The 20825-nt window shown below is 70.1% G+C and carries 22 protein-coding genes, 1 tRNA gene and 1 other RNA gene; 13 read left to right on the top strand and 11 right to left on the bottom strand.

What is annotated here, in order from left to right; translation table 11 throughout:
* A partial coding sequence (locus J4573_RS51500; RefSeq protein ID WP_208263803.1) for a hypothetical protein occupies window positions 1-205 on the top strand: 205 nt, incomplete at its 5' end.
* A gap of 137 nt (window positions 206-342) precedes the next feature.
* On the opposite strand, the gene J4573_RS51495 is transcribed toward J4573_RS51500, so the two are convergent.
* Window positions 343-427, bottom strand: a tRNA-Ser gene (locus tag J4573_RS51495).
* Window positions 428-437: 10 nt separating this feature from the next.
* Window positions 438-794, bottom strand: a complete 357-nt coding sequence (locus J4573_RS51490; RefSeq protein ID WP_208263802.1) for a DUF952 domain-containing protein — start codon at window positions 792-794, stop codon at window positions 438-440.
* 60 nt (window positions 795-854) lie between these two features.
* Here J4573_RS51490 and ffs point away from each other — a divergent pair.
* From ffs to J4573_RS51450, 8 genes are all read left to right on the top strand, one after another.
* An RNA gene (ffs, locus tag J4573_RS51485) (signal recognition particle sRNA small type) lies at window positions 855-950 on the top strand.
* Window positions 951-988: 38 nt separating this feature from the next.
* On the top strand, window positions 989-3214 hold the full coding sequence (locus J4573_RS51480; protein WP_208263801.1) for a DNA polymerase III subunit gamma and tau: 2226 nt from the start codon (window positions 989-991) through the stop codon (window positions 3212-3214).
* A gap of 130 nt (window positions 3215-3344) precedes the next feature.
* Window positions 3345-3749 carry a YbaB/EbfC family nucleoid-associated protein gene (locus tag J4573_RS51475; protein ID WP_208263800.1) on the top strand — a complete coding sequence of 135 codons (405 nt, stop codon included), beginning with the start codon at window positions 3345-3347 and terminating at the stop codon, window positions 3747-3749.
* Between the two features lie 175 nt (window positions 3750-3924).
* Window positions 3925-4524, top strand: a complete 600-nt coding sequence (recR, locus tag J4573_RS51470; protein ID WP_208263799.1) for a recombination mediator RecR — start codon at window positions 3925-3927, stop codon at window positions 4522-4524.
* On the top strand, window positions 4517-5065 hold the full coding sequence (locus J4573_RS51465) for a DUF5063 domain-containing protein (protein ID WP_208263798.1): 549 nt from the start codon (window positions 4517-4519) through the stop codon (window positions 5063-5065). Before recR ends, J4573_RS51465 begins: the two co-directional genes overlap by 8 nt.
* Window positions 5066-5640: 575 nt before the next feature.
* Window positions 5641-6915, top strand: coding sequence for an aspartate kinase (locus J4573_RS51460; protein WP_208263797.1), 1275 nt, complete (start codon window positions 5641-5643; stop codon window positions 6913-6915).
* 325 nt (window positions 6916-7240) lie between these two features.
* Window positions 7241-8317 (top strand): aspartate-semialdehyde dehydrogenase, encoded by a 1077-nt coding sequence (locus J4573_RS51455; protein WP_208263796.1) that lies wholly within the window; start codon window positions 7241-7243, stop codon window positions 8315-8317.
* Window positions 8318-8347: 30 nt separating this feature from the next.
* Entirely contained in the window at window positions 8348-9016 is a 669-nt protein-coding gene (locus tag J4573_RS51450) for a TetR/AcrR family transcriptional regulator (protein WP_208263795.1), read from the top strand.
* Between the two features lie 48 nt (window positions 9017-9064).
* Here J4573_RS51450 and J4573_RS51445 read toward each other — a convergent pair whose 3' ends face one another.
* The 4 genes from J4573_RS51445 to J4573_RS51430 form a co-directional block, all read right to left on the bottom strand.
* Window positions 9065-9862, bottom strand: a complete 798-nt coding sequence (locus J4573_RS51445; protein ID WP_208263794.1) for a hypothetical protein — start codon at window positions 9860-9862, stop codon at window positions 9065-9067.
* A gap of 208 nt (window positions 9863-10070) precedes the next feature.
* Window positions 10071-11885 carry a S9 family peptidase gene (locus tag J4573_RS51440; RefSeq protein ID WP_208263793.1) on the bottom strand — a complete coding sequence of 605 codons (1815 nt, stop codon included), beginning with the start codon at window positions 11883-11885 and terminating at the stop codon, window positions 10071-10073.
* Between the two features lie 218 nt (window positions 11886-12103).
* Window positions 12104-13066 (bottom strand): serine hydrolase, encoded by a 963-nt coding sequence (locus tag J4573_RS51435; RefSeq protein ID WP_208263792.1) that lies wholly within the window; start codon window positions 13064-13066, stop codon window positions 12104-12106.
* Window positions 13067-13161: 95 nt separating this feature from the next.
* Window positions 13162-14070 (bottom strand): MerR family transcriptional regulator, encoded by a 909-nt coding sequence (locus tag J4573_RS51430; RefSeq protein ID WP_307797548.1) that lies wholly within the window; start codon window positions 14068-14070, stop codon window positions 13162-13164.
* A gap of 193 nt (window positions 14071-14263) precedes the next feature.
* On the opposite strand from J4573_RS51430, the gene J4573_RS51425 reads away from it, so the two are divergent.
* Entirely contained in the window at window positions 14264-14989 is a 726-nt protein-coding gene (locus J4573_RS51425; protein ID WP_208263790.1) for a mechanosensitive ion channel family protein, read from the top strand.
* Window positions 14990-15056: 67 nt separating this feature from the next.
* Window positions 15057-15293, top strand: coding sequence for a hypothetical protein (locus J4573_RS51420; protein WP_208263789.1), 237 nt, complete (start codon window positions 15057-15059; stop codon window positions 15291-15293).
* 89 nt (window positions 15294-15382) lie between these two features.
* On the opposite strand, the gene J4573_RS51415 is transcribed toward J4573_RS51420, so the two are convergent.
* From J4573_RS51415 to J4573_RS51405, 3 genes are all read right to left on the bottom strand, one after another.
* Window positions 15383-15526 (bottom strand): hypothetical protein, encoded by a 144-nt coding sequence (locus J4573_RS51415; protein WP_208263788.1) that lies wholly within the window; start codon window positions 15524-15526, stop codon window positions 15383-15385.
* Between the two features lie 58 nt (window positions 15527-15584).
* Window positions 15585-15884, bottom strand: a complete 300-nt coding sequence (locus tag J4573_RS51410; RefSeq protein ID WP_208263787.1) for a hypothetical protein — start codon at window positions 15882-15884, stop codon at window positions 15585-15587.
* 147 nt (window positions 15885-16031) lie between these two features.
* Window positions 16032-16952 carry a LysR substrate-binding domain-containing protein gene (locus tag J4573_RS51405; protein WP_208263786.1) on the bottom strand — a complete coding sequence of 307 codons (921 nt, stop codon included), beginning with the start codon at window positions 16950-16952 and terminating at the stop codon, window positions 16032-16034.
* A 97-nt stretch (window positions 16953-17049) separates the two neighbouring features.
* On the opposite strand from J4573_RS51405, the gene J4573_RS51400 reads away from it, so the two are divergent.
* Window positions 17050-18261, top strand: a complete 1212-nt coding sequence (locus tag J4573_RS51400; RefSeq protein ID WP_208263785.1) for a pyridoxal-phosphate dependent enzyme — start codon at window positions 17050-17052, stop codon at window positions 18259-18261.
* A gap of 37 nt (window positions 18262-18298) precedes the next feature.
* On the opposite strand, the gene J4573_RS51395 is transcribed toward J4573_RS51400, so the two are convergent.
* The gene (locus tag J4573_RS51395) at window positions 18299-19036 is read right to left on the bottom strand and encodes a peptidylprolyl isomerase (RefSeq protein WP_208263784.1); all 738 of its coding nucleotides are present in this window, start codon (window positions 19034-19036) and stop codon (window positions 18299-18301) included.
* 212 nt (window positions 19037-19248) lie between these two features.
* Between J4573_RS51395 and J4573_RS51390 the strand changes: the two genes are divergently transcribed.
* Window positions 19249-20415, top strand: coding sequence for a serine hydrolase domain-containing protein (locus tag J4573_RS51390; protein ID WP_208263783.1), 1167 nt, complete (start codon window positions 19249-19251; stop codon window positions 20413-20415).
* 39 nt (window positions 20416-20454) lie between these two features.
* Here J4573_RS51390 and J4573_RS51385 read toward each other — a convergent pair whose 3' ends face one another.
* On the bottom strand, window positions 20455-20748 hold the full coding sequence (locus J4573_RS51385) for a HAMP domain-containing histidine kinase (protein WP_208263782.1): 294 nt from the start codon (window positions 20746-20748) through the stop codon (window positions 20455-20457).
* Between the last annotated feature and the right edge of the window lie 77 nt (window positions 20749-20825).

The following is a 20825-nucleotide window of genomic DNA, read 5'->3' as shown; positions in this document are numbered from 1 at the left end:
GCAGGAAGCGGAGCGGCGGCGGAAGCAGATGACTGAGGCATCGGGCTGGCCGAGCCGTATCCGCAAGGTCATGGAGGAGGACGCGCAGAGACGGAAGGAGATCGCGGACCTGATGGCCCCGTCCGCCATGTTCAAGTTCGCCGAGGAGGCGGAGCGTCAGAGCAAGCGGATCGCCGACCTCATTCGCGGGAGCTTCCCAGTCTGAGCGTCCTCCGTGATCTCCATGGAGAAGTCTCACGCTCCTCAGAAGTAGGGCAACTGAGACTAGAAATGAGACTAGGGACCACGAAGGGCCGGTGTCCGTTGGACACCGGCCCTTGCGTTCTGCCTGGTGAGGCGGTGCGGAGGATACGAGATTCGAACTCGTGAGGCGTTGCCACCAACACGCTTTCCAAGCGTGCGCCCTAGGCCACTAGGCGAATCCTCCGCCGTAGAGACTACCGGGTCTCGGGCACTGATCGGACATCAATAACGGCCGTGAGGGGGATCGGGCCGTAGATGTGGGGGAAGAGTTGCCCGTCGGCGGGCTCGTGGCGGACCTCGGAGCCCAGCCGGGCCGGGTCGATGATCAGAAGGACCAGGTCGGCGCGGTCCACGGCGGTGTAGAAGTTGGCCAGCACGCCCTCGGCCTGGGCCTGATCGGCGGAACAGTGGATGAAGCCCTCGTCCGCGAGGGTGCGGCCCAGAGTCGACATCGCGTACGACTCGCCGGAGGCCTCGGCCGATTCCCAGTGGCGGCGTTCGGCGATGTGCAGGAGCGTCTCCTGCGGGATTGCGGTGGGATGCTCGGACATGGGGCCGGAGCCTACGCGGCAAGCGTGCAAATCCGGGACCGCGGATGCCATAGACTCTGGGAAGACCCCTCGCACGGCGTCACCCTGTGAACCTCCCCAGGGCCGGAAGGCAGCAAGGATAAACAGGCTCTGGCGGGTGTGCGGGGGGTCCTTTTCGCTTCTGACGCTCTGCTTGTTGAGGAGGGCGGGCCCCCGTGAGTCTGGCTCTGTACCGCAAGTACCGGCCCGCGACGTTCGCCGAACTCAAGGGGCAGGAGCACGTCGCCGAGCCCCTGCAGCAGGCGCTGCGGAACGGCAGGATCAACCACGCGTACCTCTTCAGCGGTCCGCGCGGGTGCGGGAAGACCTCCAGCGCCCGGATCCTGGCCCGTTCGCTGAACTGTGAGCAGGGCCCCACGCCCGACCCGTGCGGCAAGTGCGACTCGTGCGTCGCGCTCGGGCCGACGGGGACCGGGCACCTCGATGTGATCGAGATCGACGCGGCCTCGCACGGTGGCGTCGACGACGCTCGTGATCTGCGCGAACGTGCCTTCTTCGCCCCGGTTTCGGCGCGCTTCAAGGTGTACATCATCGACGAGGCGCACATGGTCACCCGAGAGGGCTTCAACGCGCTGCTGAAGCTCGTCGAGGAACCGCCGCCGCACCTGAAGTTCGTGTTCGCGACGACCGAACCGGAGAAGGTCATCGGGACGATCAGGTCCCGGACGCACCACTACCCGTTCCGGCTGATCCCGCCCGGCACGCTCCAGGACCTGGTCGAGGAGATCCTCAAGGCCGAGGACGTACCGTACGAGCCCAACGCGCTGCCGCTGGCCGTGCGTGCGGGAGCGGGGTCGGCGCGTGACACGCTGTCGATCCTGGACCAGCTGCTGGCGGGGTCGGACGAGCAGGGCATCACGTACTCCAAGGCGGTGTCGCTGCTCGGCTACACCGACTCGGCGCTGCTGGACGAGGTCGTCGCCGCGTTCGCCACGCGGGACGGCGCGGCGGTGTTCGCGGCGATCGACCGGGTGATCGAGAGCGGGCAGGACCCGCGCCGGTTCACGGCCGACCTGCTGGAACGGATCCGCGACCTGGTGATCCTGTCGAACGTTCCGGAGGCGGGTGGCAGTGGGCTGCTGAACGTTCCGCCGGACGAGCTTGAGCAGATGCGCCGGCAGGCGGGTTCGCTGGGACCGGGGGAGCTGACCCGGGCCGCCGACCTGTTGCACACGGGCCTGACCGAGATGCGCGGCGCCACGTCGCCGCGGCTGCTGCTGGAGCTGATCTGCGCGCGGATCCTGCTGCCCGCGGCGTACGAGGACGAGGCGTCGATGTTCGCCCGCCTGGACCGCCTGGAGCGCCAGGCCTCCCAGGGCGGCTTCGCCGGGGGCGGCGGCTTCGCGGCGACCCCAGTTGCTCCGGCTCCCGCTGCGCCTGTATCACCCGCGCCAGTGCCGGCACCACCTGCTGCGCCACCCGCGCCTGAGCCTCAGGCTTCAGCGCCTCCTGCGCCTGCGCCTGCGCCTGCGCCTGCGCCTGCACCGGAGCCTGCACCTGCACCTGCGCCTGCGCCTGCACCGGAGCCAAAGGCTCCGCCTGCTCCCGAAGCCTCTGCGCCGGAACAGAGTCGGCCGGCTCCAACTCCGGCGGCGGCTCCACCCCCAGAGGCGGCGCCTGCCGCGCCTGCTGCGGGTGGCGGGTACGACATTGCCGCGGTGCAGCGGTTGTGGCCGGACATCGTCGAGGCGGTGAAGCAGAAGAGCCGGGTCGCCTGGATGGTGATCATGAACGGGGTTCGGCCGCTCACGCTCGACGGGAATCTGCTGACGCTCTCGTTCGAGGCCGAGGGCGCGCGGACGAACTTCGCCAACGGCGGGCGCGACACGGTCCTCCGCGAGGTGCTCAAGGAACGCATGGGCGTCGACTGGCGCATCGACACGGTGCTCGGAGGTGCCGCTCCCGGTGGCGGGGGTGACGGGGGTGGCGGAGGACGTCCTGCTGGACGGCCTTCCGGGCCCGGCGGCACTGGCGGCGGCGGTTATGGAGGCTCCCAAGGGTCTCCAGGCGCGCCACAGGCCGGATTCTCCAACGCGGCCGCGCCGGCACCGCCTCGTACGGGCACCGGACCGCAGCCGTCCGGGCCGCCCAGCGCGCCCACAGGCCCCTCTTCCTCCGCGGCAGGACCGAGTGGTCCGGCTGCTGGTGGAGCGCCTGCGGGCGGAGGCACGGCCACTGCCGTACGGCCTATGCCGCCCGAGCCCGCGCCGCCGATGGACGACGGGCCGCCGCCCCCCGAGCCCCCGCCGATCGACGAGAGCGACGAGGTGGACCCCGAGGGCGACGCCGACGCGGACGGGACCGAGGCCGAGGCGAGCGGCATGGCGCTCATCCAACGCGAGCTCGGCGGGCAGATCATTCGGGAGATCGACAACTCCTGACCGGCCCGGCGGCGTCGGTACGTACCGGATGGCGTTCGAAACCCGTAGTCTCGGGGAGACAGACGTCCGGTACACGACGGTCGCCGACGAAGAAAGCCCCTACCGGGGCTGGAAGGAACGGGAGCACACCGTGGAACCCGGTGGTCAGTTGAACATCCAGGAACTGCTCCAGCAGGCCCAGCGCATGCAGGAACAGCTCTTCGCCGCGCAGCAGGAGCTCGCCGAGACCGAGGTGCAGGGCACCGCGGGCGGCGGCCTCGTCACGGCGACGGTCAACGGCCAGGGCGAGGTGACCGCGCTGTCGATCGATCCCAAGGCCGTCGACCCCGATGACCCGGCGGACACCGCGGAGACCATCGCCGACCTGGTGCTGGCCGCGATCCGCGACGCGGCGCGCGAAGCCGCCGAACTGCAGGCGTCCAAGATGGGCCCGCTCGCCGAAGGACTTGGTGGCGGCGGTGGCATCCCCGGGCTCGGTGGACCTGGCGGCCTGCCCGGCGCCCCTGGCGGTCCTGGAGGCTTGCCCGGCTTCTGAACGGGCTCCGTTCCGATCTTGACCCGACCGTACGTTCCGCCGAACGGACCGCACGACCCGCTGACCTGCACGACCGCTACGACTTCTACGACCTGCAGACCGTACGACCTGCAGACCTACGACCCATAGACCTGCACCGACCTTGTGACCGGCCGAGAACGGAAGGACGAGACCGTTGTACGAAGGGGTGGTCCAGAACCTCATCGACGAGCTGGGCAGGCTGCCCGGCGTCGGCCCCAAGAGCGCGCAGCGGATCGCCTTCCATCTCCTGGCCGCCGACCCCGCCGACGTCGAACGGCTGAGCAAGGCGCTCAAAGAGGTCAAGGACAAGGTTCGCTTCTGCAAGACCTGCGGGAACGTCGCTGAAGAAGACGAATGCCGCATCTGCCGCGACGCGCGCCGCGACCCGCACATCATCTGCGTGGTCGAGGAGTCCAAGGACGTCGTGGCGATCGAGAAGACCCGTGAGTTCCGCGGTCGGTACCACGTGCTCGGTGGGGCGATCAGCCCGATCGAGGGCGTCGGTCCCGAGGACCTGCGCATCCGCGAGCTGATGCAGCGGCTCGCGGACGGCACGGTCAACGAGTTGATCCTTGCCACCGATCCCAACCTGGAGGGCGAGGCGACCGCGACCTATCTCGCACGGCTCGTGAAACCCATGGGCCTGACCGTCACCCGCCTCGCCAGCGGCCTACCGGTGGGTGGCGACCTCGAATACGCCGACGAGGTCACGCTGGGCCGCGCATTCGAAGGACGGAGGCTGCTCGATGTCTGACTCCAACAGCCCGCAGGACTGGAACGCCCTCGCCGAACGCGTCGCGTGCCATGTCGACAACTACTTGGAGGGTCTTGAAGCCGTCGCGCGCGGCGATGCCGCGGCGCACACGGTGCCGATGCTGCTCCTGGAGGTGTCACAGGTCATCCTGGCCGGGGCGCAACTGGGTGCCAGCGCCGACGTGATCCTCCCGGACAACTGGGAGCCCGAGGTCGGCGACGATCCCGACCTGGACGCCGTACGGCAGGGTCTCGCCGAACGGCTGATCGCGGTGGACGAGTACGTCGAGGTCTTCGACCCGTACAAGGACACCGAGGCCACCTCGTACCGCCTGTCCGACGACCTCGTCGACGTGGCCAGCGACCTCGTGCACGGCCTGCGGCACTACCAGCAGGACCGCCCGCTCGAGGCCTTGTGGTGGTGGCAGTACTCCTACTTCAACCACTGGGGCAACCACGCCGGTGCTGCGCTCCGCGCGCTGCACGCGGTCATCTCGGGTGCCCGCCTGGACGTCGCCGAAGAAGTCGCCGCCGTACCGTAGGCCCACCGCGATCAGCAGGCCCGCCGTTCAGTAGGCCCGCCGAACCGCAGGCTTTACCGCCCGCAGGCCTTATCGCCGGACCCGCAGAGCGACCGCACCGCGCCTACTGCGCCTACCGCGTCGACCGCGCTGCTTATCGCCGCGCCGAAACGAGCGGTAGCACGCTGACTGAACGCGCGCATGGCCGAAAGCCGCGGGCCGTACGCCGCTCGACAGCCCTGGCAACGGGTGGCCGAGTACGCGGCGGACGGACTGGGGCCACGGCTTCACCAAGGGTGAATTGGCACACGGCCGCTTGAACGCGCGGGTGATCTACACCTGCTGGCGATCACGGTGAGCGACGACAGAAACGCGTTCGGCTAGCAGTAAGGGGCATGCGGGCCGCCGAGCCCGCATGCCGCTTCCGCCTGCCCGTACGGCCGTGAACGCGTGACCGGCGGGCCCCACTCGCCCCGGCCGTCTCGCATGGCGGACGGGGTGTCCGAATAGTGGGGTTACCTCCTCGTAATCCACGGGTTGGACCTCGGTAGACTCTTCCGCGACACGCCTGACCCCGATCCGAGGAGCGCCCACTCGTGGCTCTTGTCGTGCAGAAGTACGGTGGCTCCTCCGTCGCCGACGCCGTAGGCGTCAAGCGGGTCGCCCAGCGCATCGTCGCAACGAAGAAGGCCGGCAACGACGTCGTCGTTGTGGTCTCCGCGATGGGTGACACTACGGATGAGCTGATCGATCTGGCCGAGCAGGTCAGCCCGCTGCCCCCCGCGCGCGAGCTGGACATGCTGCTCACGGCCGGGGAGCGCATGTCCATGGCCCTGCTGGCCATGGCGATCGCGAACCTGGGCCACGAAGCGCGGTCCTTCACCGGCTCCCAGGCCGGTGTGATCACCGACGGTTCCCACGGAAAAGCGAGGATCATCGACGTCACGCCGGGCCGGGTCGTGACCGCCCTGGACGAGGGGTCGATCTGCATCGTCGCCGGCTTCCAGGGGGTCTCGCAGGGCACCAAGGACATCACGACGCTCGGCCGCGGCGGCTCCGACACCACGGCGGTGGCGCTCGCCGCCGCCCTGGGCGCGGACGTCTGCGAGATCTACTCCGACGTCGACGGCGTGTTCACCGCGGACCCGCGGATCGTGCCTGCCGCCCGCCAGATCCCGCGCATCTCGTACGAGGAGATGCTGGAGATGGCGGCGAGCGGCGCCAAGATCCTGCATTTGCGCTGCGTGGAGTACGCGCGCCGTTACAACATTCCGATCCACGTGCGGTCCTCCTTCAGTCACAAGGAGGGCACCTGGGTCGTCGACAGCAGTGAGATCGAGGGGCAGGACATGGAGCAGGCGATCATCTCCGGCGTCGCGCACGACCGGAGCGAGGCCAAGATCACCGTGGTGGGCGTGCCCGACAAGGTCGGCGAGGCCGCCACGATCTTCACGGTGCTCTCCGAGGCCGAGATCAACATCGACATGATCGTCCAGAACGTGTCGGCGGCGTCCACCGGCCGCACCGACATCTCGTTCACGCTCCCGGCGAGCGACGGCCAGAGCGCGATGAACACGCTCAACAAGCTCAAGCAGCGCATCGGCTTCGAGTCGCTGCGCTACGACGACCGCATCGGCAAGGTCTCGCTGATCGGCGCGGGCATGCGCTCCCACCCGGGCGTCACCGCCAACTTCTTCTCCGCCATCGCCGACGCCGGCGTGAACATCGAGATGATCTCCACCTCGGAGATCCGCATCTCGGTGATCGTGACGCAGGACGACATCGACACCGCGGTCGCCGCCGCCCACCACGCCTTCGACCTCGACTCCGACCAGGTCGAGGCCGTCGTCTACGGAGGCACCGGCCGCTGACCGTCCACGAAGACGACGGCCGCTGACCGTCCGACAGACCCCATCTTCGGATCCGGGCTCGGGCCGGACCCGGGACCGGACGTCAGGCTCGGACGTCAGGCTCGGACCGGACTCGGACCCCGCCTTGGAGCCGATCGGTGCTCCAGGGCGGGGTTTTGTCTCTCTGCGGGGTGTGATTGCGGCAACCCTTGGGGGACGTGGTGCGTTGGATGTAGGGCGGCCCCGAACGGGTTGAGGGAACCGGGTCGCATGCCACAGCTGCCCTGCAGAGTCATATGGCATGGTCGGGTGGCCGGATGCCCGAAGCGACAAGGAGAGTGCGCCCATGAGCACGCTGGATCCCTCCGGACGGAAGCCGACCCTCGCCGTGGTGGGGGCTACGGGGGCCGTCGGCGGCGTGATGCTCGACATCCTGTCCACGCGGCAGGACGTGTACGGGGAGATCCGGCTGGTGGCGTCGGCTCGTTCGGCGGGCAAGAAGCTTTCGGTGCGCGGGCAGCGGGTCGAGGTGGTCGCGCTGGCGCCGGAGGTGTTCGACGGGGTCGACATCGCGATGTTCGACGTTCCGGACGCGGTGTCGGCGGAGTGGGCGCCGGTCGCGGCGGAACGCGGGGCCGTGGTGGTCGACAACTCCGGGGCGTTCCGGATGGACCCGGACGTGCCGCTCGTCGTCCCCGAGGTGAACGCCGACGACGCGCGCAAGCGGCCGCGCGGGATCATCGCCAACCCCAACTGCACGACGCTGTCGATGATCGTCGCGATCGGGGCGCTGCACGAGCACTACGGGCTCAGCGAACTGGTGGTCGCCTCTTACCAGGCGGCCTCCGGCGCTGGCCAGGCGGGCATCGACGTGCTCTACGACCAGCTCGAACGGATCGGCGGCAAGCGTGAGCTCGGTCACCGCGCGGGCGACGTCCGTAGCGCCGTGGACGACGATCTCGGCCCGTTCCCCGCGCCGCTGGCGATGAACGTGGTGCCGTGGGCCGGCTCGCTCCAGGACGGCGGATGGAGTTCCGAGGAGCTCAAGGTCCGCAACGAGACGCGGAAGATCCTCGGGCTCCCGGGCCTGAAGGTCGCGGCGACGTGCGTGCGCGTGCCGGTCGTGACCACCCACTCCCTGGCAGTCCACGCCGTTTTCGAGTCCAGGGTGGACCAGCGCGAGGCGCAGGCGCTGCTCGCGGGCTCGCCGGGCGTCGTGCTGAACGACAACCCGGAGATGTACGAGTTCCCCACTCCGGCCGACGTCGTGGGCACCGATCCGACGTGGGTCGGGCGGGTCCGGCGGTCGCTGGACGACCCCAAGGCGCTCGATCTGTTCCTGTGCGGCGACAACCTGCGCAAGGGCGCCGCGCTGAACACCGCCCAGATCGCCGAACTGGTGGCCGCCGAATTGAGAGGCTGATGGACCGGATCGCCGTTTAGGGTGGCGTACGTGACCGAGACCAAAGCCGTCAAGTCGGAGCAGACGCGGGCGCTGATCGTGGAGACGGCCCTGCGGCTCTTCCGCGAACGCGGATACGAGGCGACGACGATGCGGGCCATCGCCAAGGAGGCAGGGGTCTCGGTCGGCAACGCCTACTACTACTTCGGCTCCAAGGAAGAGCTCATCCAGGCGTACTACGACGAGCTCCAGGACGAGCACGTCGCCGCCTGCCGCGCCGTCCTGGCCGCCGAACGCGACTTCGCGCCCCGGCTGCTCGGCGTCCTGCGCGCCCGGGTGGACACGATGGTGCCGTACCACGAGTTCGCCGGGAAGTTCTTCAAGTTCGCCGCCGAGCCGACCAGCCCGCTCAACCCGTTCAGCGCCGAGTCGGGCCCGGCCCGCGAGTCCGCGGTGGCGATCTACCGCGAGGTCGTGAACGGCTCCAACCTCAAGATCGACGAGGAGTTCCGCAAGGAACTGCCCGAGCTGCTCTGGCTCTACTCGATGGGCATCGTCCTGTACTGGGTCCACGACAGCTCGCCCGGCTGCCGCAAGACCTACCTGCTGGTCGAACGCACCGTCCCGATCGTCAACAAGATGGTGACGATGTCGCGCATCCCCGGCTTCAAGTCCGTCACCCGCGAGCTCGTCGGCGTCATTCGCGAGGTCCGCGCCTGACAGGTAGGCCCACGCTCCTGACGCCGACGAGCCAGAGCAGCGGTGTGGCTAGTGGAAGAGGATGTCCCAGTGGCTGTTCTCACGGGCGAAGGTGACGTCCTCGGGTGAACGGTAGAGCTGTGCGCCGTCGCCGCGCACGCCGGTGTGGCGGTAGGCGTGCGTGATGTGGTGGTCGGTGCAGCGCGTCGGCATGACGTCGATCTTGTAGCCGTTCGAGTGGCTGTAGCGGCCCTTGGCGTGGCCGTTCTCGGTGCCGCCGGAGACCGTGAGGTGGCAGCCGCTGTCCTCCTTGAAGTCGATGAGGCCGTCGATCGAGCCCCATCGCATGCCCTCGAAGGATGTGCAGTCGGTCCTGCGGCGGTCGTGGCAGCGGCCGTTGGAACGCCAGCCGATGCCGTTCGAGCGCAGCGACCACTCCGCGAAGCGCTCCTGCATGCGCACGGAGCGGCTCATGCGCTTCGACCCCGCGAACACGGCGGTGGCCTTGTGCGCGGCGGCCGTGGTCGGCCGGTGCGCCTGGGCGTTCGCCGACGTTCCAGGCATCAGCGCCGACACAGCCAGCGCGCAGCAGATGGCCATGGCGATCCACCGCCGAACGCGGCGCATGGCGATGCCGTGGCCTGCGTGGCGCAGCGCGACGGCGCGACGCGCATAGCGCGTGGCGATGCTGTTGCCCGCACTGCGCGTGGCGATGCTGTTGCCCGCGCTGCGCGTGGCGACGCTGCGGCGCGCGTGGTGCGTGGTGGTGCCGTGGCGCGGGTCGCGCTGGGCGTGGTCGTACGACCGAGATCCCTCGTGGCGCGTGACGCGCTCGGGATGGTGATACGGCCCGTCCTGACCAGGCATGTCCGTTCCCCCCGGTACTCGGCCCTCACGGTGAGGGCATGCAGTGAGCACTGCGCCGAAGCATCTGGCAACGGCGCATGGGGGCAAGGACCCTTCCGGCCTGGGTTTGCCCAACCCTGGCCGAGATCAGAGATCCCCTTCTCGTGGATCACGTAAACCGCTACCGAGGCGGGCACGTCCCGCCCCGGCGTGGCGAGGGTCAGACGAATCAGGGCATATCGAGATGCTTGCGGGCGAACGCCATCTCGGCCGCCATCTGCTTGATGCGTTCCTCGACGACCAGCGACCCGTGCCCGGCGTCGTACCGGTACACGTCGTGGGTGCGGCCGAGCTCGGCGAGCCGGGCGAGGTAGTTGTCGATCTGCCGGATGGGGCAGCGCGGGTCGTTCTCCCCGGCCAGGACCAGCACGGGCGCCTTCACCTGGTCGATGTAGGTGATCGGGGAGGACTCGCGGTAGCGGTCGGGCACCTCCGTCGGCGAGCCGCCGAACAGCGATCGGTCGAACGCCTGGAGTCCTTCCATTTCGTCCTCATATGCGGCGACATAGTCGGCCACGGGGACGGCGGCGACCGCCACGGTCCAGTCGTCGGGCTGCGTGCCGATTCCGAGCAGCGTCAGGAAGCCGCCCCACGAGCCGCCGGTCAATACGAGCCGCGCCGGGTCGGCGAGGCCGGACTCGACCGCCCAGTCCCGTACGGCCTTGATGTCCTCCAGCTCGGTCAGCCCGACGCGGCCCTCGATGGCGTCGCGCCACTGCGACCCGTAGCCGGTCGAGCCGCGGTAGTTCACCCGTACGACCGCGAAGCCCTGGTCGATCCACGCGGCGACGGCGGGCGCGAACGAGTCGGCGTCTTGCGCGGTCGGCCCGCCGTGGATGTCGAAGACGGTGGGGAACGGCCCGGTCCCGTGCTCCGGCTTGCTGATGAGGGCGTGGATGCGGCCCGCGAGGCCCTCGACCCAGACGTCCTCCACCGGAACCGAGGACGGCGCGGCGGGTCCGGGCGGGGCGAGCACGACCGAGCCCGAGGTGGAACGGATCACCGGCGGCTCGGCGGCCGACGACCAGGAGAACTCGACCGTGCCGTCGGGGCGCGCGGTCATGCCGCCGATGACGCCGCGCGGGGTGTCGATCCTGGTCAGGGCCACGGCGCCGACGCCGGCAGTGCCGTTGCTGGTGGCGTCGTCGCCGGTGGCGAGGTCGTAACGGTAGAGCTCGTCGCGCGCCTCGTGCGAGTGCGAGATCAGCAGCGCGGAGCCGTCGCGGTACCACTCGGCGCCGATCTCGCCGGGCAGGTCCAGGACGATCTCCTGTTCGGTGCCCGCGACCGGATCCCAGATCAGTAGTTCGTCCTTGCCGCGCCGCTCGTGGTTGACCAGCAGCCGCGTGTCGCCGGCGACCGGCGCGAAGCCCGCGCCGTAGACGCCCTTGCCCTCGCCGTCCCACAGGTCCGCGACCGTCGTGCCGTCCTGGCGCACCACGCGCAGCGCCATGTGGCGGCTGTCGCCATGCTCGCTGTGCCCGATCGCGATGAGCGACTCGTCCTCCGAGAGGGCCGCGACATGCGCGTCCTCGGCGTGCTCGTAGAGGGTCTCGGGTGCCTGGCCCGGCCGGCACAGGTGAACGGAGTTGCCCGCCTCGGTCGTACGGCCGACGACCGCGAGGCCGCTCGAGCCCAGCGCCAGCCCGGACGGGTAGGACGCCTGGAGCCCGGCAACGGCGGGAGCGTCCTCGCCACCGCCGCCTCCGAACGGCTGGCGCCGCCACACCCCGAACTCGTCGCCGTCGGTGTCGGCGAACCACCAGATCCATTCGCCGGACGGGTCGACGGTGCCCATCCAGGTCCCGTTCGGCCGGTCGGTCACCTGCCGCCGCTCGTCGGACTGGCGGTCCCAGGCGTAGATCTCCCACGTCCCCGTCACGTTCGACCGGTAAATGCTGCGGTGCGGGGCGTCGTCGGCCCACCCGGGCAAGCTCACCCGTGCCGCCCGGAACCGGGCCTTCCAGCGCTCATCGTCGACCATGTGACCAAGTATCTCCCAGGCCACATACCTGATCGTGCTTCCCGTCGCGGACGAATGGTCCCGGGAAGGCAGACGAACGGGCCCGGGGAAGGTAGGCGAACGGGTCCGGGCAAGGCGGGCGAACGGGTCCGGGCAAGGCGAAGGCCGGGCGAGTCAGGGACTCGCCCGGCCTCAGGGCCTTGCTATCGGACTATCGGCCTACCGGGCCTACTGGAGGGTCAGCGGTCGGCGGGAACCGAGCCGTCCGAGGTCTCCCAGGTGGAGTCGGGGATGCTCTCGATGTAGGCGGAGCGCATGCCCGGGTTGAGGTTGTTGTGGACGGCGCGGGCGACCCGCTCGATCGTACGGATGCCGTACGCCATGGAGGGGGTGTCGCGGGTCAGGACGACGATCTCGTAGTCCTGGCCACGGCCGTCGAAGGTGCCGATGCTGTGCACGCGCCAGTAGCGGCCGTGGCGGGGGAGCCAGCCGTTCTTCACATGCCAGTGAACGCCGGACGGGCGGCCGGTGGGTGTACCCCATCGCTGCGAGGAGATGACCTTGCCCATCAGGCCCAGGCCGTAGTTGCGGGCCTTGTCGCTCAGGATGCGGTTGCGCGCCGTGTAGACGTTCAGCAGCCGGATCTGGTCGCGGGCGGTGATCTGGGTCAGGCCCCAGTAGTGGGTCGGGCCCAGCTTGGTCTGCGACATCCCGGCCTGCTTCAGGAACCGCTGCATCCGGGTCCGGCCGACCGAACGCCACAGGCTGGAGGCGGCGTCGTTGTCCGACCGGGTGATCATCTTGTACGCCAGCGACTTCTCGGTGGAGGTCATCTTGCGCTTCTGGTCCAGCACCTTGCGCAGCAGCGCGCCGAGGATGGTGGCCTTCACGACGCTGGCCGAGTCGTAGTGGCGGCTGGAGTCGACCGCGCAGTAGATGTGGCGCTTGCGGTCGTAGACGGCGACCGACTCGGTGCCGGTACGGCCTCGCAACGCTGAACGGATCGCGTTCCCCAAGGTGCGCGCCATCTTCGGATGCGCGGACGACGTGCAGGGATTGGCCGCCGCCGCCGCTGCGGCCCCGGCCCCCGTGGGCGTGGTGCGCGGCGCGGCGCTCGCGGCAGGCGCGATCGCAAGGGAGGAAGTGAGTACGGTGCCGGCGAGCAGCGCGGCAGAGAAAGACTTGCGGATACCCCGTGGCATTTCAGTGACGGTAGCGACGGATGGTACGCCCGAGGCAGAGGGCCGGTGATAACGACTCGATACCGAAGCCGTCCACAAGGTGTGGACGGCCGACGTCAGCCCTGCTCGGAGCCCGCTTCCTCGGCCGCGGCCCCGGTGGCGTCGACGTTGTCGGCGTCGTCGTCGGGGGGACCGTCGGCGGGGGCGCCGTCGGCGGGGGCGCCGTCGGCGGGGGCGCCGTCGGCGGGCGGGACGAGGCGGCCGAAGACCTCGTCGAGCTCACGCCGTACGCGACGTTCCATCGCGCGGGAGAAGCCCGCCTCCACCGCCACCTGCGCGCCGGGCCGGAGCTGCGCGAGCGTGTCGGTGAGGCCGGCCAGGTCCTGGTTGGCGAGTGAACGCGACGGCAGCGGCCCGACCACGTGCGTCATGATCAGCCGTACGAACATGTCGGCCAGCTCGTCCACACTGTGCTGGAGCCGGCGGCTGGCCGCGAGGACGTCCGACAGAGGAACCCCGGCCCGTACGAGCGCCACGGTCGCCTCGAGCTGGCGGCGGCTCCAGTGCGTGACCCGGTCGCCGTGGACCTCCAGGTAGCCGAGTGCGACGGCCTCGTCGATCGAGGAGGGGCCGACCTCGCCGGGGAACAGCTCGGCCAGCTCGTCCAGGGACATGTCCACAGGCGTCTCGGTGGACCACGGCGCGATCACGGCCTTCTCCAGGCCGAGCACGGCGGCCACGTCGTGCCCCTGCTCCCAGGCCGACAGCAGCTCCTTGATGCCCTCAAGGGTGTGCCCGCGGTCCAGCAGGTTGCCGATCACGCGCAGCCGGGCGAGATGGTCCTCGGAGTAGAGCCCGATCCTGCCCACACGCCGCGGCGGCGGCAGCAGCTTGCGCTCCTGGTAGTAGCGCAGCGTACGGACCGGCACGCCCGCGGCCTGCGCGAGCTCACTGATCCGATACTCCCGGCCGTGCGGCGGCTCGGTCCGGTCGTCATCGGCATCCCACGCGGGCTGGTCCGTCACGGCCGCCAAGCATAGTTGCGCGAGACCCCCTCCCGTTTCGCTTCGAATGATCTTGGGGACACACCGTGATGATCGCCGGGTCGGGACCCGGCTGTGCGGAGAACGGGGGTGACCGCGCATGACGAACCGGCTGCCGGCCCTGGGCGGTGTCGTCCGCGACCGCCAAGGCGCCTGACCAGGCGGGACGACCCACATGACGTCAACCCACGACCCCGAACCCCGCCCCAACCCCGGGCCCGCCGACCCCACCCCGAACGACGCCTCCGCTCCGAGCGCCCCGGCGGGTGGGGAGGGGGCGCATTTGCCTCGGCTTCAGGTGAAGGTGCAGCCGAGGTTGCGGAAGGCGATCGTGTTCGGGGTGATCGCGGGGTGCCTGGCGGTGGTTTCGCGGTTCGGGAATCCGGACTCGCGCGAGGTGACGTCCAGGCTGATGGCATGGGTGGGCGCGCTGGCGTTCCTGGCGTTCGCGATGGCGGCCGTCGTCAGCCTCGGCGGCGAGTTGCGCAGGGTGTCGGTGCCGCGCCTCGGGGAGGGGCGCGCGGCGATCGTACGGCTGGCCATCGTGCTCGCCGGCGGCGTGTTCGCGCTGATCACGATGATGGGCCTGGTGAACCTGCCGGTCGGGCAGCTGATCCTCGGCGGCGCGCTGACCGGCGTGATCCTCGGCATCGCGGGCCAGCAGACGCTGTCGAACGTGTTCGCCGGGATCGTGCTGCTGTACGCCCGGCCGTTCGACATCGGCGACCACGTGCACATCCGGTCGGGGCCGCTGGGCGGCGAGCTGGACGGGTTCGTGACCGAGGTCGGGCTGCTGTACGTGCAGGTGGAGAGTGATGAGGGGAGTTTCGCCGTGCCGAACTCCCTCATGCAGAGCGCCGCGGTAGCGCGCGCGGGCTCAGAGGCCCCGGATACGGCTTGAACTGCTGTTTTGCGTTACCCTCGGCCGGTCTGCAGGGTTTCCCCCCGACCCGGAAGAGGCTGTCTCCATGTTGAAGGTTCGATCGGCCGCCGTCGCGGTGACCGTTCTGGTCGCGGCGTTCGGGCTGAGCGCGTGCTCCCACCAGAAGCGCTGGTGCGAGTTCGACGCGACCGACACCAAGGTGAGCAACAAGTTCTGCGAGAACGGCACCCCCGGGTACGAGTGGGAGCCGGACGGCGACAAGCACAAGAAGACCAAGACCAAGACCAAGAAGAGCACGCCGAAGACTCGCAAGACCCACTGAGCTGCAAGGCTGCAAGGCTTCGAGGGCCATGAACGACGACGGCCGGTCCCCTTTGGATCAGGGGACCGGCCGTCGCGCTGCGGGCGCCTTCACGTGACCCGCCGCAGGGTCATGGTTCGCTTGGATCTCTTACGGCGTGCTCCGTTCTTGCACGGGGTTTCGTCGGCGTTCAGCAGGTCGCGCATGGTCTGGGGAACGAGGTCTGCGGGCCGGTCGGCGAAACGGGAAGACATTTGATCTCCTCTAGGTCGGCGAATAGGTCGCGAAGGGGCGTTCGGCGGGGCCGGGGCCTCAGGCGGCGGCCATGCAGGACGAGTAGGCGCGCGAGACGGAGTCGAGGGCCCAGCGCATCCGCGCGGCGTACGCCTCGGGGTGGTCGCCGGCCTCCTGGGCCACGGACGCCAGGCAGGTGGCGCAGTCGTCGCCGCACTCGGCCAGGCGCTCGTCGATGGCGGCGCGGACCTGGGTGGTCGAGGGGCGGCCGGAGGCCTGCAGGCGCGAGGTGAAGAGGATCTGCGCCAGTTCGGACGCGCTCAGGGAGATCGGGGAGGCGGTGGTCGGGTTCGTGGCCGGGGCGATCGTCGCGGACATCGCTGCCTTCTTCCTCCGGTGGGGCTCTCGTGGCCCCTTTCCTTGCTCTTAACTTTGAACCTGAGGTGGGGCCCTTGCCATCGGGGAAAACCCCCTATAACGGTGGAGGAAACCCCCCTTCGAACCCTTAGACGCTCCTACACCCACTTAGGGGTGAGGCTCGGAGGCACTTTTTCGTACGGCGGTTTCGGCCGTTTGGATCAGTGCCTCGCGGCACGCCCGGATCGCGGGGTGACCGCCGCTACCTCGGCGAACGGCCGTGGACAGTAGCCGGCGGCTCTGCTCGGGGGGCAGCTCGCGGAGCCTTACGCCGGACGCCTTACGTCCCGCCCAGACCAGATCGGGCAGGAACGCGGCCGCGTGGCCCTGCTCGACGAGCCTGAGGTGCAGCAGAAGATCGCTGGACTCGTACCGCACGTCCGGCTCGAATCCCGCGGCGCGGCACAGCGTCGTCGCCCAGTGGCGGGACGCGCTGCCCGCCGGTTCCATGACCCAGGGGTGATCGGCCAGGTCGGCGAGGTTCTCGTACGGCACGTCCAGGGGATGGGCGAGCCGGATCTCGTCGTGCGACAGGTCGTCGAGCTCGATCTCCGCGGGACGCGGATGCGGGTTGCCGGGGTACTCCTCGGCGATGACCAGGTCGAAGTCGCGGGCCTGCAGCGCTGGCAGCGCCGCCTCCGGCTCGGTCTGCGTGACCTGGACGCGCAGCCGCGGATGGGCCCGGCGCAGCAGCGTCAGCGCGGACGGGACGAGGGCGAGCGCGGCGGTCTGGAACGCGGCGACCCGCAGCACGCCGGTGATGTCGGTCAGCGAGGCCGCGAGCTCGGCCTCCGCCCGTTCGAGCCGTTCCAGAACGGCCTCGGTGTGCGCGACGAGGATCTCCGCCTGATCGGTGAGCCGTACGCGCCGCCCGACCGGCTCCAGGAGCCTGACCCCGGCCTCCTTCTCCAGGACCGCCAGCTGCTGGGAGATCGAGGAGGGGCTGTAAGAGAGCGCCTCGGCCACGGCGGCGAGCGTTCCCTGGTACTTGAGTTCGCGCAGCAGCCGCAGGCGGTGCAGATCCAGCACGGTCCGCCCTCCTCTTTCGATCATTCAGTTCTTCTGACGATTATCGCTCGGAAACATTCGCTGGACCGATGATACGTCGTGCGGGCACTGTGATCCCATGACCTCGACGACGCTGACCCAGCCGAGCCGGCCGACGCAGTCCTGGTACGCCCGGCCGTCCGCCCGCTCGTGGACCGCCGTTCCCACGCAGGGACCCAGCCCTCGGGACTTCCACGCTCAGCTGCCGGGCTACGCGCCGACCCGGCTCGTCGAAGTCCCCGCGCTCGCCGCCGAACTCGGTGTGGACCGGCTGTTCGTCAAGGACGAGTCGTCCCGCCTCGGGCTCCCCGCGTTCAAGATCCTCGGCGCCTCATGGGCGATCTACCGGGCACTGTCGGAGCACCACGGCATCGAGCCCGACTCGTTCGAAGCCCTCCGCCACCAACTCGCCACCCGCGTCGCCACCGCCCGCGCTGGCGACCGCTCCGCCGACTGCACTGCCGATCGCACCGCCGATCAGTCCGCTGTACGGCTGGTTACTGCGACCGATGGGAATCACGGTCGGGCGGTTGCTCGCATGGCGGCCCTGCTGGGCCTGGCCGCGCACGTTTTCGTGCCCGAGGGCGTTCACCCTGCCGCGCGTGCCGCGATCGAGGCTGAGGGCGCCACGGTCACCGACGTCCCTGGCCCGTACGACGAGGCCGTGCGCATCGCGTCTGAGAGTGGTGGTCTGCTCGTTCAGGACACGGCGTGGCCGGGGTACGAGCGGATCCCGCAGTGGATCGTCGACGGCTACTCGACGCTGTTCGCCGAGATCGACGATCAGTTGCGCGCGGCCGGGGCCGAGCCGGCCGGGCTTGTCGCCGTCCCTGTCGGCGTCGGCTCGCTCGCTCAGGCCGCCATCACGCACTATCGGCGCGGCCAGGACCACGCTGACGCGCCGACCGTGCTCGCCGTCGAGCCCGACACCGCCGCCGGGGTGCTCCGCAGCCTGGAGCACGGGACGCCGGTCACCGTCCCGTCCGGCTCGACGATCATGGCCGGGCTCAACTGCCCGACCCCTTCCAGCCTCGCCTGGCCCTACCTCGTCGGCGGCCTGGACGCGGCCGTGACCGTCACCGACCAGGACGCGGCCGACGCGGCGCGCGAGTTGGCGGCACTCGGCGTTCCCGCAGGTCCTTGCGGTGCCGCGTCCCTGGCAGGCGTACGGGCGGCTCTTACCTCGGGGCGCCCGGACCGTCGCGCCGGATTGGCCCCGCATCACGCCCGTACCGTCGTTCTGCTCAGCACGGAGGGTGCGGAGGCCAATCCGGCGCTCGCGGACGCCTGAGGGTTAGCACCGGCTGATCTGGACCTTGTGCTGAGGGTTAGCGCCGGCTGATCTGGACCTTGTGGAACTCGGTGTAGCGGCGCGGGTAGCCGTCGCCCGGGTTGTTCTGCTCGTCGTTGCCCGCCTCGCCGATGCGCTGCAGCACGTCCAGGCCCGCCGTGACGCGCCCGAACGGGGTGTAGGCGGGGGAGAGCTTGGTGTCCTTCCAGGTGAAGAAGAACTGGCTGCCGTTGGTGTTGGGCCCCGCGTTCGCCATCGCGACCGTGCCCGCCGGGTAGGTGGCGCCCTCGAGGTTCTCGTCCGGGAACTGGTAGCCGGGCGCGCCGCTGCCGGTTCCGGTCGGGTCGCCGCACTGCAGAACGAAGATCCGCTGGGTGGTGGAGCGGTGGCAGTGCGTCCGGTCGTAGAAGCCGCGCTCGGCCAGGAAGCGGAACGAGTAGGTCGTGCAGGGCGCCTTGTCCGTCAGCGCCTCGAACTTGATCGAGCCCTGGGTGGTGCGCAGCCGCGCGGTGTAGGGCTTGGCGGCCTTGGCCGGGTCGAAGACGGGCAGCCCCACCCACTTGCTGACCGGCTTCACCTTTGTGTACGCGCAGGCCTGCGCCACGGCGGAGGCGGCCACGGCGTCCGCGTCGACCGTCGTGCGCGCGGTGTTGGAACGGGGCGCGCTGCGGCTCTGCGGCGAGGCCGAGCCGGCGGTCGCGGTGTACGCCGAACCGGTCAGGCCGACGGCGACGGCGGCTACGGAGACGGCGATGGTCCGGCTGCGCTGGGGCATGGGGCTGCCTCTCTTCTGATCATCGGGACGCCACAGATTAGGCCGACCCCGCGGCACCGGATAGGGCCCGCCGGGCGGTTCGTCAGATGTCCACAGCGGCCGGGTGCACCTAAGTACACCCTCGCTCTGGTGTTCAGGGCCATTAATCGCGGCGCCGCCCGTCGGCAGAGTTGATCACGCAAGCCAGTGATCCACCTGAGGGGAAACCAGTGATGAACGCTTCGACCCGCCGTACCGGCCAGGCCCTGGTCACCGTCGCCTTGGGCGGGGCGCTCACCGCCGCGCTCATCCCGGCCGCGTCCGCCGCGTCCGCCGACACCCCCGCCGCCGGCGCCCCCGCTTCGGCCGACGCCAAGCCGCCCGCCGGGCTTCAGGCGGCGGCCGACCGGCTGGTCGCCGACGGGCAGCCCGGGGTGATCGTCATGACGCGGCGGGGAAACAAGGTGGCGCACGTGACGTCCGGCGTGGCCGACCGTGCCACCGGAACGCCGATGGACCCGCGCATGCACACCCGGATCGCGAGCGTCACCAAGACCTACACGTCCACGGTCGTTCTCCAGCTGGCGGGCGAGCGGCGGCTGTCGCTGAACGACCCGGTCGCCAAGTGGCTGCCCGGCGTTCTCACCCGCAACGGCAACGACGGCCGGAAGATCACCATCCGGCAGTTGCTGGCGCAGCGGAGCGGGCTGAACGAGTTCGCGCTCGACCCGCGGGTGCAGACCCAGCCGACGCGGACGTGGAAGCCGCGCGAGCTGGTCGACATCGCGCAGGAGAAGGCGCCGCAGTACAGGCCCGGCCATGGCTGGAACTACTCCAACACCAACTACATCCTCGCCGGGATGATCGTCGAGAAGGTCACCCACCACTCGTTCGGCACCGAACTGCAGCGCCGCATCATCAAGCCGCTCAAGCTGCGCCACACCTCGCTGCCCGTCGCGAGCATGCAGCTGCCCAAGCCGTACGTGCACGGCTACTTCGGCGACTACGGCGACGTCAGCACCGCGATCAGCCCCTCCAGCGGCTGGACGTCCGGCGGCATGGTCTCCACGGTCGACGACGTCGCCCGCTTCCACCGGGCGCTCTACACCGGCCGCCTTCTCACCAAGCGCATGCAACGCGAGATGACCACCGCGCGCCCGGTGACCGACGACTGGGTCAAGGAGGACTACGGCCTCGGCGCCGCGCGGACCCGCTTCTCGTGCGGCTTCGGCTGGGGCCACGACGGCGGCTGGCCCGGCTACCGCACCTGGACCTACACCAGCGCGGACGGCAAGCGCCAGGCCGTGATCACCTACAACGGCCACAACTCCACCATCGAGGCGGACAAGACCTTCCAGTCCCACCTCAAGAAGGCCGCCGAGGTCGCCTTCTGCTCCTGACGAACGCCGCAGCAAGTCCGAGCGAGGCCGGGCCGGGATTCACATCCCGCGCCCAGCCTCGCTGTCGTTCATGTGCCGTGGCAGGCGTACGACGAAGCGGGAGCCGTCCTCGACGTGGATGGTGCCGCCGAGGCCGGTGACGATGTCGCGGACGCTGTCCGGTGTCCCCGACGGTGCCGATGTCGCGGCCGCCAACCGGCTCGCGCCGTAGCTTACGAACCGCTGCCAGGTGTTCCGGCTGCTCGCGTCCCCGCCCTGGCCGCGCCCGGAGTGGGCGATCGCGATCACCGGCACCGAACCGTTCGAGTCGCTGTCGCCGTCCGACGCGGACACGCTTCGCCGCCTGCCGCAGGCCGGATACGCGCCAGTGGCGCAGGACGGTGGAGTGGCCCTCTACCGGCTGCGCCACT

Origin of the sequence: Actinomadura barringtoniae (assembly GCF_017573505.1) — a bacterium.
GTDB lineage: Bacteria > Actinomycetota > Actinomycetes > Streptosporangiales > Streptosporangiaceae > Spirillospora > Spirillospora barringtoniae.
This window is presented reverse-complemented; position numbering and strand designations above follow the sequence as displayed.